Annotated in this window: 14 protein-coding genes; 4 read left to right on the top strand and 10 right to left on the bottom strand. The window is 59.2% G+C overall.

What is annotated here, in order from left to right; translation table 11 throughout:
- The first annotated feature begins 11 nt into the window (after positions 1-11).
- Positions 12-1,076: an imelysin family protein gene (locus ACP7A2_RS12210; protein ID WP_426134399.1), complete on the top strand. Its 1,065-nt coding sequence runs from the start codon at positions 12-14 to the stop codon at positions 1,074-1,076.
- 2 nt (positions 1,077-1,078) lie between these two features.
- The gene (locus ACP7A2_RS12205; RefSeq protein WP_426134456.1) at positions 1,079-2,176 is read left to right on the top strand and encodes a DUF1513 domain-containing protein; all 1,098 of its coding nucleotides are present in this window, start codon (positions 1,079-1,081) and stop codon (positions 2,174-2,176) included.
- A 92-nt stretch (positions 2,177-2,268) separates the two neighbouring features.
- Here ACP7A2_RS12205 and ACP7A2_RS12200 read toward each other — a convergent pair whose 3' ends face one another.
- From ACP7A2_RS12200 to ACP7A2_RS12155, 10 genes are all read right to left on the bottom strand, one after another.
- Positions 2,269-2,496: a hypothetical protein gene (locus ACP7A2_RS12200; RefSeq protein ID WP_348058867.1), complete on the bottom strand. Its 228-nt coding sequence runs from the start codon at positions 2,494-2,496 to the stop codon at positions 2,269-2,271.
- Positions 2,493-3,212, bottom strand: coding sequence for a lipopolysaccharide kinase InaA family protein (locus ACP7A2_RS12195; RefSeq protein ID WP_426134398.1), 720 nt, complete (start codon positions 3,210-3,212; stop codon positions 2,493-2,495). The genes ACP7A2_RS12200 and ACP7A2_RS12195 overlap by 4 nt, the downstream gene beginning before the upstream one ends.
- 4 nt (positions 3,213-3,216) lie before the next feature.
- On the bottom strand, positions 3,217-3,897 hold the full coding sequence (locus ACP7A2_RS12190) for a class I SAM-dependent methyltransferase (RefSeq protein WP_426134397.1): 681 nt from the start codon (positions 3,895-3,897) through the stop codon (positions 3,217-3,219).
- Positions 3,898-4,085: 188 nt separating this feature from the next.
- Complete coding sequence (locus tag ACP7A2_RS12185) at positions 4,086-5,366, bottom strand: sensor histidine kinase (protein ID WP_348058873.1); 1,281 nt, start codon at positions 5,364-5,366, stop codon at positions 4,086-4,088.
- Complete coding sequence (gene colR / locus ACP7A2_RS12180; RefSeq protein ID WP_003175870.1) at positions 5,356-6,039, bottom strand: two-component system response regulator ColR; 684 nt, start codon at positions 6,037-6,039, stop codon at positions 5,356-5,358. Before colR ends, ACP7A2_RS12185 begins: the two co-directional genes overlap by 11 nt.
- 419 nt (positions 6,040-6,458) lie before the next feature.
- On the bottom strand, positions 6,459-8,105 hold the full coding sequence (gene groL / locus ACP7A2_RS12175; protein ID WP_426134396.1) for a chaperonin GroEL: 1,647 nt from the start codon (positions 8,103-8,105) through the stop codon (positions 6,459-6,461).
- A gap of 50 nt (positions 8,106-8,155) precedes the next feature.
- Positions 8,156-8,452 (bottom strand): co-chaperone GroES, encoded by a 297-nt coding sequence (locus ACP7A2_RS12170; protein WP_003175874.1) that lies wholly within the window; start codon positions 8,450-8,452, stop codon positions 8,156-8,158.
- Between the two features lie 247 nt (positions 8,453-8,699).
- Positions 8,700-9,176 (bottom strand): FxsA family protein, encoded by a 477-nt coding sequence (locus ACP7A2_RS12165; RefSeq protein ID WP_016971150.1) that lies wholly within the window; start codon positions 9,174-9,176, stop codon positions 8,700-8,702.
- 66 nt (positions 9,177-9,242) lie between these two features.
- Positions 9,243-9,974 carry a HugZ family protein gene (locus ACP7A2_RS12160; RefSeq protein ID WP_426134395.1) on the bottom strand — a complete coding sequence of 244 codons (732 nt, stop codon included), beginning with the start codon at positions 9,972-9,974 and terminating at the stop codon, positions 9,243-9,245.
- 128 nt (positions 9,975-10,102) lie between these two features.
- A complete protein-coding gene (locus ACP7A2_RS12155; RefSeq protein WP_426134394.1) occupies positions 10,103-11,110 on the bottom strand; it encodes a DUF481 domain-containing protein in 1,008 nt (335 codons plus the stop codon).
- A gap of 202 nt (positions 11,111-11,312) precedes the next feature.
- Here ACP7A2_RS12155 and ACP7A2_RS12150 point away from each other — a divergent pair, with 202 nt between their 5' ends.
- Both ACP7A2_RS12150 and ACP7A2_RS12145 read left to right on the top strand, forming a co-directional pair.
- Positions 11,313-11,627 (top strand): MGMT family protein, encoded by a 315-nt coding sequence (locus ACP7A2_RS12150; protein WP_375069738.1) that lies wholly within the window; start codon positions 11,313-11,315, stop codon positions 11,625-11,627.
- Between the two features lie 43 nt (positions 11,628-11,670).
- Positions 11,671-13,203, top strand: a complete 1,533-nt coding sequence (locus ACP7A2_RS12145; protein ID WP_426134393.1) for an AmpG family muropeptide MFS transporter — start codon at positions 11,671-11,673, stop codon at positions 13,201-13,203.
- Positions 13,204-13,239 lie beyond the last annotated feature (36 nt).

The raw sequence follows: 13,239 nt of genomic DNA, 5'->3' as shown, positions 1-13,239 counted from the left end.
GGGAGCTCGACATGTTCCGTCCCAAGTTGTTGTTCACCAGCCTGGCCGCCCTCGCCCTCGGCGCATGCTCGCCACAGGACCCGCAAGCGGTCACCTCGGCGGCCATCGCCAAGCAAGTGATCCTGCCGACCTACAGCCGCTGGGTTGAAGCCGATCGTCAACTGGCCGTCAGCGCACTGGCCTACTGCCAGGGCAAGGAAAGTCTGGACACCGCCCGCGCCGACTTCCTCCACGCGCAAAAGGCCTGGGCCGAGTTGCAACCACTGCTGATCGGCCCGCTCGCCGAGGGCAACCGTTCGTGGCAGGTGCAATTCTGGCCCGACAAGAAAAACCTCGTCGGGCGCCAGGTTGAACAACTTGTCACCGCCCAGCCGCAGATCGACGGCGCCGCACTGGCCAAGTCCAGCGTAGTGGTGCAAGGCCTGTCGGCCTACGAATACATCCTCTACGACGCCAAGACCGACGTTGCCGACGAAGCCCAGAAAGCCCGTTACTGCCCGCTGCTGGTCGCGATTGGCGAACGCCAGAAAGCCCTGGCCGAAGAGATACTGGCCAGCTGGAACAGCACCGACGGCATGCTCGCGCAGATGACCAAGTTTCCGAACCAGCGTTACGCCGATTCCCACGAAGCCATCGCCGATCTCTTGCGTGTTCAGGTCACTGCACTGGACACGCTGAAGAAGAAACTCGGCACGCCGATGGGCCGCCAGACCAAGGGCATTGCGCAGCCGTTCCAGGCCGATGCATGGCGCAGCCAGTCGTCCCTGCAAAGCCTGGAAGCCAGCCTCGCAGCCGCCCAGACCGTCTGGACCGGTGTCGACAACAAAGGCTTGCGCGGCCTGTTGCCGGCCGAGCAAAAACCGTTGGCCGACAAAATCGACGCCGCCTACGCCGCGTCCCTGAAACTGTTCGCCAGCAACGGGCGCACCCTCAATGAACTGTTGGCCGACGACGCCGGGCGCCAGCAGCTCAACGATATCTATGACAGCCTCAACGTCGTCCACCGCCTGCACGAAGGCGAGCTGGCCAAGGCGCTGGGTATCCAACTGGGCTTTAACGCCAACGACGGTGACTGATGATGCTCAGGCGACAGGCTTTGGCGGTTGGCAGCGCGCTGCTCAGTGCACTCACACTGGGTGGCTGGACGCTGTTTAAAAGCAAAGACAAAGGCCCGCTGCTGCTGTCGGCCCGCGATGATGCAGACGGCAAGCACTACGCCGTGGGCTATCGCCTGGACGGCAAGCCGGTGTTTGCCACTCAGGTGGGCCAGCGCTGCCACGACATCATCAACCACCCCACGCTGCCGATTGCGCTGTTTGTCGCCCGTCGCCCCGGCACCGAGAGTTACTTGATCGACTTGCGTGATGGGGCGCTGTTGCAAACCCTCACCTCCGGCGCCAATCGTCACTTCTATGGCCATGCCGTCATTCACAAGAGCGGCGACTGGCTGTACGCGACCGAGAACGATACGTCCGACCCCGGCCGTGGCTTGCTCGGTGTGTATAAGTTTGAAGGTGAGCGGCTGGTGCACAGTGGGGAGATTTCAACCCACGGCATCGGGCCGCATCAGGTGTCGTGGATGCCTGACGGGGAAACGCTGGTGGTGGCCAATGGCGGCATTCGTACGGAGGCTGAAAGCCGGGTGGAGATGAACCTGAACGCCATGGAGCCAAGCCTGGTGCTGATGCACCGCGACGGTAGGTTGATCAGTAAGGAAACCCTCGGCCAGCAGATGAACAGCGTGCGCCATATGGGGATTGCCAGCGATGGCACGATCGTCACCGGGCAGCAGTTTATGGGGCCGTCGCAGGAGCGCTCTGAGTTGCTGGCAATCAAGCGGCCGGGGCAGGCGTTTGTGCCGTTCGCGGTGGCGGACGAGCAGTTGCAGGCGATGGGGCATTACACCGCCAGTGTTGCGGTGCACAGTGAGTTGCGCCTGGTGGCGTTGACGGCGCCGCGGGGCAATCGGTTTTTTATCTGGGACATGGACAGTGGCGAGCTGCGTCTGGACGGGCCAATGCCGGATTGCGCGGGAGTCGGTGCGGTGGCGGATGGGTTTGTGGTGACGTCGGGTCAGGGGCGGTGCCGGTTTTATGATTGTCGCCAGCCTGCGTTAATGGCCAAGCCGCTGGAGTTGCCTGGAGGCTTTTGGGATAACCACTTGCACCTCATCTGAGCATTCCCATGCAGAGGGTAAGAACGATCTTGAATCAGGAGCAAAAAAAAGGGCCTCACAGTGTGAGGCCCTTCCCGGTAGCTTGAATCGTTTCAGCTCTGCGGCCTCATGCCCTGAGACATCCCGAACATGAACAACAACAGATCATGATCAGGTTGGACCGCCACACTCGCCTTCGCAACGCGCGGCAGCGGGCATTGCCCACCGCCTTGTACCGCATGAAGAACCTGTGTGCGAGGCAGTTCCCACGCAACCAGGGCGAGGGCTGCAATACCCAACGCCCCGACCAGGAACAAACCTCGTGCGATTTCTAGCTTCATCTGGTTAAACCCTTGATAGCGCTGCCAAACGCCGTCTCGTAAAAGTAGCTGAGTTTTTTCCAGTCGGTATCGTTGAACGACGAATGGCGGCGCAGTTGCAGCATATCGTGGGAGGCCGCGCTATAAGCGGTCAGGCGCTGGCGGCACTTTTCAAAATCCAGCAACGCCACTTCCACTTTCGCCGAGTCGCCTTCGCCGGTCACCCGCACAAAGACGTGCTTGATGTACAGGCAACCATGCTGCCAGCGCCCCTTGTGCATACGCGCCAGGGTCTCAGCCATTTCCTTGAGCAAGCGCTCATGCACCGCTTCGCCGAACTGTTCACGGCCACCGGCGGCATACCAGTTTTCAATCTCATCGAAACCGTCGAGTGACGCGGTCACCAGCAACGCTTTCCATTGGTGCTCAGGGTCGCGACGCGCCTCACAGAACACCATCTCCGGCACACGCACATTCAGCGAACGCAAGCCCTTGAGGGCATCGCGCTCACGCAACACGGTCGGGCGCCCAAACGGGTGCAGCCAGCTGCGGTAAATATGCCCGGTCTGGCGTTTGCTGTAGAGCAAACGGCCATTAGGGCTCCTCACACGCTGTACACCGCTCTCACCGCCGCGTCGACGATTAGGCTCCTCGACCCACTCACCTTGCAGACCCCAGAAAAAATCAAATCGCTCTTCGGGCGCTATATGACTGCCTACTACGCACTCAACTGCCATCCTGTTACCTCTTACGCAATACATACACTCGCCACATGGCGTAGAGCGGTATGAAGTCCAGGGATTCCTGAACACGGAAACCGGCCTGCTCGAATTCTGCCTCAACAGTAGCAGCCGGTAACACAAACCGGTTTTGGTAACCTTCCTGCTCACCTTTGTTGCGACGCCTTACTTCGGCGCGCTTGCGTTTCCAGGCCTTGAAATTGCCATCCACCCACAGCGAAATAATCACACTGTCACGGGTAACGCGCTGAAATTCCCGCAATATCGTCAGCCTGTCTTCTGGATTACCGATATGGTGCATCAGGCGCATACAGAAAATGCTGTCGACCGAGTTGTCTGGCAAATCGATATCAAAGGCAGATGTCTGCAAGGGGCGTACCCGTTTCACCACATCCGCAGGTTGCGCGCCGGTGGCGACTTTCAACATCGACCCCGAATTATCGGCACCGATGATCACACGATTGGGTTTCTCGGCCAACAGCGGCCAGAAGCGACCCGCCCCACAAGGCAGGTCCAACACCAGGCCTGGCTCGCCGGCCATGGCCAGCGCACCGCGCGCCAATTGCTCGTCGCGCTTGTGGGACAACCGGCGAGCCAGATTATCCTGATGTTTGCGCAAATATTTCTGCGCGTGCCGGTCGTCGTACTTTTCAGAAAATTCGAGCTTGGTCGGGGTAGACATCAACGGATCTCCAGTAGCTGATGCCTACAACCTTAAGCAGCTCACTGTGATCAACAGGTCAACCCTCTGTGAAAAACTTGTCCTGTCCAATCTCATACATTTCAAGACTTTACAGACACAAGCAGTGGCATGGGGCCATCTTAGCCGAATTGCCGCGACCCTTGGCAGGATAGCGGCAAGGTTAAAGGTCAGGGTTTGACTTGGCCCAGCTCGACATGAAAACGGCAGCCGTTGGGCTCCATGGTGCTCAGGCTGACACTCCAGCCCTGGCTCTCGCAAATGCGTTGTACCAGCGACAAACCTAGCCCAAGGCCATCACCGCGTTTTTCGCTGCCGCGTACAAAGGGCTCGAACATCGCTTCGCGCTTGTCTTCCGGGATGCCGACGCCGGAGTCCTCTACCACAAAACCACTGGGTTCCAGGGTCAGGCGGATAAACCCCTGCTCGGTATAGTGCAAGGCATTGCGCAGCAGGTTGCCCATCACCGCGTGCAGGAAGGTGGTGTTATAGCGCGTATCGAGGGGTTCGCCTGGCTGGTAGATCAACTCCAGGCCTTTTTGCTCGATGGGACCGCGCCAGATGCCGAGCAGGTCTTCGGCGACCTGGGTCAGGCTGACCTGCGCCGACATGACCGCATCGTCATGCTTGGCACGCGCGAGCATCAGGAAGGTCTGCACCAGCTCGCGCATTTCTTCGCAGGCGCGGGCGATACGTTGTACCTGGTTCCGGCCGCGTTGATCGATCGCCGGGTTTTCCAGCAGCAGCTCGCAGGAACTGGCGAGCACCATCAAGGGCGTGCGCAGTTCGTGGCTGACGTCGCTGGTGAACATTTGCTCGCGAGACAACGCCTGCCGCAAGCGGCCCAATGTAGCGTCGAAGGCCACGGCCAGCTCGCCGACTTCATCGGCGGCGTAATCCGGCGCCAAAGGCGGCGCCAGGCCAAGCAGTTGGTCGCGATGCCGGACCTGCCGCGCCAGACGCACCACCGGCGCCATCACCTTGCGTGCCAGCACCCAACCGAGGAACACCGCCAGCGCCAGGCTGAGCACAAAGCCCACCAGCACCACCGCGAAGAGCACGCGCTCACGCTCCTCGAAGTCACTCTGATCCTGCAACAGCACGTAACGCCGACCGTCCACCACTTCAACCATGGCGTGGTACGACAGCGCCTCGCGAAACACCTCGTGAAACCCGGGTTCCAGGTGCCGCAGATCCTTGGGCAGTTCGAAATCTCCGGGGCCGCCGCTGAAATAGAACAGTTGATCCGGCTCGGGCCGGTGGTTCCAGTCCTCGACACTGTCCATCAGCAGCAAGCGTTGCAAGTCACCGCCCAGGCCCGCCGAAATCAGCTTTTCTTCCACCAGGTGCACGGTCGCGACGATGCCCATGGCGAACGCCCCCGCCACCAACGCACTCATCAAGGCAAAGGCGATGATGATCCGTTGGGCAAGGCTTTGCTTAAACTCCATCACGACCCTCGGCCAAGCGATAACCCACGCCATGCACCGTTTGCAGCAACGGCTTGGCGAACGGTTTATCGATCACTTGGCGCAATTGGTGAACGTGGCTGCGCAAACTGTCGCTGTCCGGGCAGTCGTCGCCCCACAGGGCCTCTTCGAGGATTTCACGGCGCAGTACGTGCGGGCTCTTCTGCATCAACACCGCCAGCAGTTTCAGGCCGACCGGGTTGAGTTTGAGCAGGCGACCTTCACGGGTGACTTCCAGGGTATCGAGGTCGTAGCTCAAGTCGCCGACTTGCAGCGCGCGACGCCCGCCGCCCTGGGCACGGCGCAACACGGCTTCAATGCGTGCGGCCAATTCCGAGAGAGCGAACGGTTTGAGCAGGTAATCGTCGGCGCCGGACTTGAAGCCCTGCAGCCGGTCATCCAATTGGTCGCGCGCGGTGAGCATGATCACCGGCGTGTCGCGGCGCGCGTCTTCGCGCAGGCGTTTGCACAGGGTATAGCCATCGATACCCGGCAGCATGATGTCGAGCACGATCAAATCGTAATGTTCAGTTGCGGCCAGGTGCAGGCCCGACAAACCGTCCTGCGCACAGTCCACGGTGTAGCCTTTAAGCCCCAGGTAATCGGCCAGGTTGGCCAGAATATCGCGGTTGTCTTCAACCAATAAAATTCGCATGGGCAGTGTCTCCGTACGCGGTAACGGCCGTGTTGGCTCGCGCAGCTTAAGGCCAAGTGTGGCTCAGGGATAGACCTGAAAGGCCCGCCGATACAGGTTTTCAACCAATTGTTCAGTTGAACGAGATTTTCACTATAGCTTCACAAACTGATGACAGTGCCAGGGCGAAGATCGCCGCCCATCAATACAAGGAAACCAGACATGGGCGTTCTTAAAACGGCGCCTGTGCGCTATGTGCTGTTGGTGACCACTGCTACCAAGCCGCCAGCTATGGGTGCAAACAGCAACTGCTGAGCTGGAAGGCGCCAAAAGATGCGGGCCCACAACTGAGCGAACGCCAGGGCTGCATTCAAACCACGCATAAAAAACCCCGCCTGCATCGCTGCAGGCGGGGTTTTCAGGTGCCGGGTAAGGCTGGCTTACATCATGCCGCCCATGCCACCCATGCCGCCCATGTCTGGCATACCGCCGCCGCCAGCGCCTTCAGCCTTCGGCTTGTCGGCAATGGCTGCTTCGGTGGTCAGGATCAGGCCGCCGATGGAGGCTGCAGCCTGCAGCGCGGAACGAGTCACCTTGGTAGGGTCCAGGATGCCCATTTCGATCATGTCGCCGTAGACGCCAGTCGCAGCGTTGTAACCGTAGTTACCTTTGCCGTTCTTGACTTCGTTGACCACAACGCTTGGCTCGTCGCCGGAGTTGGCAGCGATCTGACGCAGTGGTGCTTCAACAGCACGACGCAGCACAGCGATACCGACGTTCTGATCGGCATTGTCGCCGGTCAGATTGGTCAGGGCTTCCAGAGCACGGATCAGCGCAACGCCACCGCCAGGTACCACGCCTTCTTCAACGGCTGCACGGGTTGCGTGCAGGGCGTCTTCAACGCGGGCTTTCTTCTCTTTCATTTCAACTTCGGAACCCGCGCCAACCTTGATCACTGCAACGCCGCCGGACAGCTTGGCCAGACGCTCTTGCAGTTTTTCACGGTCGTAGTCGGACGAAGTCTCGGCAACCTGGGCGCGGATCTGAGTGATGCGCGATTGGATGTCGCCTTCAACGCCAGCACCGTCAACGATGATGGTGTTTTCTTTGGAGATGGTCACGCGCTTGGCGCTACCCAGGTTTTCCAGGGTGGCGCTTTCCAGGCTCAGGCCGATCTCTTCGGAGATAACGGTACCGCCAGTCAGAACGGCGATGTCCTGCAGCATGGCCTTGCGACGGTCGCCGAAGCCTGGAGCCTTGACGGCTGCGACTTTAACGATGCCACGCATGTTGTTAACAACCAGCGTCGCCAGAGCTTCGCCTTCAACGTCTTCGGAAACGATCAGCAGTGGGCGGCCAGCTTTGGCAACGGCTTCCAGTACTGGCAGCATTTCGCGGATGTTGGAGATCTTTTTGTCGACCAGCAGAATCAGCGGGTTGTCCAGTTCGGCAACCATGGTTTCCGGCTTGTTGACGAAGTACGGGGACAGGTAACCACGGTCGAACTGCATGCCTTCAACAACCGACAGTTCGTTTTCCAGGCCAGTGCCTTCTTCAACGGTGATCACGCCTTCTTTACCGACTTTTTCCATGGCTTCGGCAATGATGTCGCCGATGGAGCTGTCGGAGTTGGCGGAGATGGTACCTACCTGAGCGATTGCCTTGGTGTCAGCGCATGGCTTGGACAGGTTTTTCAGCTCGGCAACAATGGCGATGGTCGCCTTGTCGATGCCGCGCTTCAGGTCCATCGGGTTCATGCCGGCAGCGACGGCTTTGTAGCCTTCGTTGACAATGGCCTGAGCCAGAACGGTAGCGGTGGTGGTGCCGTCGCCTGCGTCATCGTTGGCACGGGAGGCAACGTCTTTGACCAGCTGCGCGCCCATGTTTTCGAAACGGTCTTCGAGTTCGATTTCTTTGGCGACGGAAACGCCGTCCTTGGTGATGGTCGGAGCGCCGAAGCTCTTCTCGATGATCACGTTACGGCCTTTAGGGCCCAGGGTCGCTTTTACTGCGTCAGCCAGGATGTTGACACCGGTGAGCATTTTTTTGCGGGCGGAATCGCCGAATTTAACTTCTTTAGCAGCCATGATCGATATTCCTTAAATACTTTGGAGTAATGGGAAAATGAGCGGGGAAATCAGTCTTCCAGAACGGCGAGAATCTCGTTCTCAGCCATAACCAGCAGGTCTTCGCCATCAACTTTCACAGTGTTGCTGCCGGAGTAAGGGCCGAAAACAACCTTGTCACCGACTTTAACGGCCAGCGCACGCACATCACCGTTTTCCAGAGTCTTGCCTGGGCCTGCAGCGACGATCACACCGTGGTTGGCTTTTTCAGCAGCCGAACCTGGCAGAACGATGCCGCCAGCGGTTTTCTTTTCTTCTTCGCTGCGACGGATTACGACGCGGTCGTGCAGAGGACGAAGCTTGCTCATTGTCGATCTCTCCTAATTGTGTTTTTCATCGGCCGGTATCGGTACCGGCGGGTTGTATTCCGGCGGTGCCGGTCGCGGCTCGCCAAGCGAGACGCGGAAGTCTGTCTGGTGTTGCCACCAGAAACCTTGCGGTGACCGTTACATAAGGGCGCACAAGCTTATTACAAGGGGCCATGGCGGAAATTTTTTGCTTCTGCCACCGGCTGAAAGAGGCACGGCACCCAGAGGTGCCGTGCCATTGAAGCGGTTATTTGCTGTCGCGGTGTTCGAACTCGCCTTCGATGACATCACCTTCACGCCCCAGCGGCTGGCGCGGAGCCGGGCCACCTCGGGGTTGCAAGTCATCGGCAAACGCGCGCTGACGGATCGCAGCCTCTTCGGCGCGTTGACGCATCTTGCCGGCCAGTAACTTGCGGGTCACCGGCAGCAACATGACCAGACCGACCACATCGCTGATAAAGCCAGGCAGGATCAGCAAGCCGCCGGCCAGGGCCATCATCAGGCCTTCGAGCATGGTCTGGGCAGGCAGTTCGCCGCGATTCAGGCTCTCACGGGCACGCAGTGCCGTGGCCAGGCCGGCGACGCGCAGCACCAGAACGCCGAGCATCGAGCCGAGAATGATCAGCAACAGGGCCGGGAAAAACCCGATTGCACTGCTGACTTGAACGAATACGAACAGCTCCAACACCGGGAACAGCAGAAAGAGCAATAAAAAAGGGCGCATCAAATGGTTCCTCAACGCAAGAATGCCTTGCCAGTTCACCTTAGATGACGTCGCCATTTCGTGAATTCAAGCGTTGGCGGGTTCTTTTTTAGGCCAGACCTCGGCGTGAGCCAATAAAACCAGGGCTTCGCGTACTTGTGTCGGGTTGTTGCAGGCCTCTGCAAAGGGGAGCCAATGCAACGACTGACCAATACGCAGGTGCATGCCTTCGCTGTCGATGCCGGCCAGTTGCGCGGGCTCAGTGGTCGGCAGACCGCTGAGGTCAACGTAATGGGCGATGGCTTTGGTGTGATCGCTGTTCATGTGTTCGATCATGCTGCGCTCTACCTTGCCGGCGAAAGGATTGGCCAGGGTCAACTGGTCGATCCAGTGAATAGCACCAAAGCCGCCGATATAACGATGGCGCACAGGCTTGAGCACCCAGAAATCGAAGTCGTGAGCCTTGTGGTAGTTGGCCGAATCGGGGAAATAGCGGTAATAACGCTCGGCCGCCGCTTCAATCGCGGCTTCATCCTCGATTTTCTCGGCTTCGGCGATGTACGTCAGACGCCCCACCGCTTGCACATCATCAGCCTCGCGCTCACCCACCAACAGCGAGCACTTGGGGTCTTTTTGCAGGTTGTGTGTGTGCTGGGCGATGCGGCTGATCAGGATAATCGGCTGGCCCTGCGCGTCCAGGCAATACGGCACGACGGAGCCGAAAGGAAAGCCGGGCATGGCTTTGGACAATGTGGAGAGAGCCCCACGGTATTCCTTGAGCAACAGCTCTCGGGCGTTCTTGGCAACGTGCGCGCTCAACGTATGACTCCTCGTGTATCCCGCCGCCCATAGCGTATGGGAATGGATCTCAACACAAGGTAATCAATATCCGCGCAGGTTGCCAGAGGCCGCCCGGCAGGTTTTGCCAGGCGTTGTGACGGGGTCGTTTACCAGGCTACGCCAAAGCCTGCGGTGTAGCGGGTCTTGCTCAGGCTGCTCTGCGAGCCACCACTGATGATGTCGCGCTCGGCCTTGAGGTTGAGCGAGGCCCATTCGGTAACTTTGTAACGCAGCCCCATTTCCGCGTCCAGGGTGTAGGCGGCGGGCGCGTCGAGCGGCTTGCCGACTTCGCCGTTGGTGAAAAACTCGACTTTCTTGGCGACCAGGTAGCGATTGTAGTTCCACTTCATGGCGAGCGAGTAGAAGTTATCCTTGCCGCCGTCGGAATATTCATAATCGGTGCGGTTGACCAGCGAGCCGAGGGAGAACGCGCCCAGTTCATTGTCCCAGAACTGGTAGCCAGGGCCGGTACCGACGGTGCGCTGGCGAGCCAGGTCTTCAACCTTGTCGCGCTTGTAGGTCAAGCGACCTTGCCAGAACCAATGCTCGGTAAAGAAACGGTCCAGGTCGTATTCCAGCGCCCAGTTGTCGGTCGTGGTGACGTCGTCCTGAAACTCGCGGTTGTACTCGCCCTGTCCGGTGTGACGCCACTGGCCGTGACGCGCCGTGGTCTTGAAGTCGACGTCATAATCGTTGGTGTCTTTATCAGCACGTTTGTAGTCCAGTGCCATATCGACATTGCCCTTCCACACCAGGTCTTCGATGACCGGCTTGGGCTTGAGCATTTGCTGGATGCTCGCCAATTCCACCGTCTTGGGCGCCTCGCCATTGGCCAGCACCACTTTGCCGTCTTCGGCAGGCCTCAGGGATTTGGCTTTTTCGCCACTGTAAGCGTCCTGCTTGACCAACAGTTCCTGGTCGCTTTCCAGGGTTTTGACCTGCTTCCAGTCCACCGGAATTGCGCCGGCGTAGTCGGTTTGGATCAGCAACTTGCCACCGTCGAAGACTTTGATCTTGCCGGTGAGGCGATCGCCGTTTTTCAACCAGACGGTGTCGGCCATCAAAGGCGTGGAGGCGCTGAAAACAGCGAGGCACAGCAGAGTTCTGGACAACATAAGCAAGTTCGGGGCTCAAGTTTGACTGAAAAGACGGCATTATCGTGTTAGATAACTTCTTAGCAAGCACTGACTCGGGTATTCGTATTCAGTTCATTGCCCGGCGTCATATTTAAAGACGTTTCCGACAAAAATGCCGACGATCCAAACGGATGTGCCCACAGTGAATCAACCCGCCGATATACCGCAAAGCCCCGCTGAAATGCGCCGTACGGCGCTGTACCTGACGTTGGCGCAAGTGCCCGCGGGCTGCGTGGTAAGTTACGGCGAATTGGCTCACCTGGCCGGGCTAGGCCGCGCGGCCCGTTGGGTCGGGCGCACACTGAGTCAACTGCCGGAGGGCACCACGTTGCCCTGGCATCGCGTACTGGGTGCCGGTGGTCGGATAAGTCTGCCAGTGGGCAGTGCCTCAGGTGACGAACAACGTGCGCGTTTACGCAGTGAAGGTGTCAGTATCCTGAACAATCGTGTTGATATTCAGCGCCATGGCTGGCGCCCGGTAGAGCACAGCGGTTAGAGTGCGCGCTTTGTTTTCGCAAACCTGAGGCAGACTCCAGCCCATGCCCCGTAAAACCTGGCGCGCCGCGCTCGCCGCCTATGCCAGCCCCTCGACGTTAGTACTGTTGTTGCTCGGTTTCGCCGCCGGCTTGCCTTACATGTTGGTGTTCTCGACGCTTTCCGTCTGGTTGCGCGAGGCCGGTGTGGCCCGCGAGACCATCGGTTATGCGAGCTTGATCGGCCTGGCCTACGCCTTTAAATGGGTCTGGTCGCCGCTGCTTGACCAATGGCGCCTGCCGCTGCTCGGTAAACTGGGGCGTCGTCGTTCCTGGCTGGTACTCGCCCAAACGCTGGTGATCCTCGGGTTGATCGGCATGGGCTTCTGCGACCCGCAAAAGCACCTGTCCTGGCTGATCGCCATTGCTGTGATTGTCGCATTCGCTTCGGCCACCCAGGATATCGCCGTAGACGCCTATCGCCTGGAAATCGCCGACGACAGCCGCCAGGCTGCCCTGGCCGCCAGCTATATGTCCGGTTACCGCATCGCTGCCCTGCTCGCGACCGCCGGTGCGCTGTTTTTTGCCGAAGGCTTCGGCTCAACCGGCTTCAACTATAAGCACTCGGCGTGGACCGGCACTTATGTGCTGTTCGGCCTGCTGATGATTCCCGCGCTGCTGACCACCCTGTTCATGCGCGAACCCAACGTGCCACTGCGCACCCAACTGCAGGCTGGGCGTTATAGCTTTGCGCATCAGCTTGTCTCGGTATTTGTGCTGATCGTGTTGCTGGTGTCGGTTCCGGCGATGTTCACCCAGCTCTACAACACCGACTTCGCCAGCGTGCTGTTTCAGGGTGTGAGCCTGTGGGAACTGCTAATGGAAGATCGCGCCTTCCTGCGCGCCATCCTCTATATCATCCTGACCACGCTGTGCCTGTCAGCCATGGGCCGTCGTGGCCTGGCGCCGGTCCTGACGCCAGTCAACGACTTTATCCTGCGCTACCGCTGGCAGGCCTTGCTGCTGCTCGGGCTGATTGCGACCTATCGCATGTCTGACACGGTGATGGGCGTGATGGCCAACGTGTTTTACATCGACCAGGGTTTTACCAAGGATCAGATTGCCGGGGTCAGCAAGATCTTTGGCCTGATCATGACCCTGCTCGGTGCCGGTATGGGCGGCCTGTTGATTGTGCGGTTCGGTATTTTGCCGATCCTGTTCATCGGCGGCGTGACCTCGGCGGCGACCAACCTGTTGTTCGTGATGCTCGCCGACATGGGCCCGGATCTGCAGATGCTGATTTTCACCATCTCCCTGGATAACTTCAGCTCGGGCTTGGCGACGTCGGCGTTTGTGGCGTACCTGTCGAGCCTGACCAACCTCAAGTTCTCCGCGACCCAATATGCATTGCTCAGTTCGATCATGTTGCTGCTGCCGCGGCTGATTGGCGGGTATTCAGGGGTGATGGTGGAGAAGTTCGGGTATCACACCTTCTTCCTGATCACCTGTGCGCTGGGTGTGCCGACCTTGCTGTTGATTGCGTTGCATTGGTTTCAGGAGAATCGGCGGATTCGATTGAATCCTCCGCAAGAAGACTGATACGACTCGATCAATGTGGGAGCTGGCTTGCCTGCG

Origin of the sequence: Pseudomonas sp. PWP3-1b2 (assembly GCF_049896045.1) — a bacterium.
In the GTDB taxonomy this organism is placed as follows: domain Bacteria; phylum Pseudomonadota; class Gammaproteobacteria; order Pseudomonadales; family Pseudomonadaceae; genus Aquipseudomonas; species Aquipseudomonas antarctica_B.
Note: the sequence above shows the minus strand (reverse complement) of the source record. Positions and strands in the feature narration are given on the sequence as shown.

Excerpts from the sequence above, each read along its gene's own strand:
- ACP7A2_RS12210 (WP_426134399.1), top strand. The coding sequence starts at position 12 with ATGTTCCGTCCCAAGTTGTTGTTCACCAGCCTGGCCGCCCTCGCCCTC.
- ACP7A2_RS12205 (WP_426134456.1), top strand. The coding sequence starts at position 1,079 with ATGCTCAGGCGACAGGCTTTGGCGGTTGGCAGCGCGCTGCTCAGTGCA.
- ACP7A2_RS12200 (WP_348058867.1), bottom strand. The coding sequence starts at position 2,496 with ATGAAGCTAGAAATCGCACGAGGTTTGTTCCTGGTCGGGGCGTTGGGT.
- ACP7A2_RS12195 (WP_426134398.1), bottom strand. The coding sequence starts at position 3,212 with ATGGCAGTTGAGTGCGTAGTAGGCAGTCATATAGCGCCCGAAGAGCGA.
- ACP7A2_RS12190 (WP_426134397.1), bottom strand. The coding sequence starts at position 3,897 with ATGTCTACCCCGACCAAGCTCGAATTTTCTGAAAAGTACGACGACCGG.
- ACP7A2_RS12185 (WP_348058873.1), bottom strand. The coding sequence starts at position 5,366 with ATGGAGTTTAAGCAAAGCCTTGCCCAACGGATCATCATCGCCTTTGCC.
- colR (WP_003175870.1), bottom strand. The coding sequence starts at position 6,039 with ATGCGAATTTTATTGGTTGAAGACAACCGCGATATTCTGGCCAACCTG.
- groL (WP_426134396.1), bottom strand. The coding sequence starts at position 8,105 with ATGGCTGCTAAAGAAGTTAAATTCGGCGATTCCGCCCGCAAAAAAATG.
- ACP7A2_RS12170 (WP_003175874.1), bottom strand. The coding sequence starts at position 8,452 with ATGAGCAAGCTTCGTCCTCTGCACGACCGCGTCGTAATCCGTCGCAGC.
- ACP7A2_RS12165 (WP_016971150.1), bottom strand. The coding sequence starts at position 9,176 with ATGCGCCCTTTTTTATTGCTCTTTCTGCTGTTCCCGGTGTTGGAGCTG.
- ACP7A2_RS12155 (WP_426134394.1), bottom strand. The coding sequence starts at position 11,110 with ATGTTGTCCAGAACTCTGCTGTGCCTCGCTGTTTTCAGCGCCTCCACG.
- ACP7A2_RS12150 (WP_375069738.1), top strand. The coding sequence starts at position 11,313 with ATGCGCCGTACGGCGCTGTACCTGACGTTGGCGCAAGTGCCCGCGGGC.
- ACP7A2_RS12145 (WP_426134393.1), top strand. The coding sequence starts at position 11,671 with ATGCCCCGTAAAACCTGGCGCGCCGCGCTCGCCGCCTATGCCAGCCCC.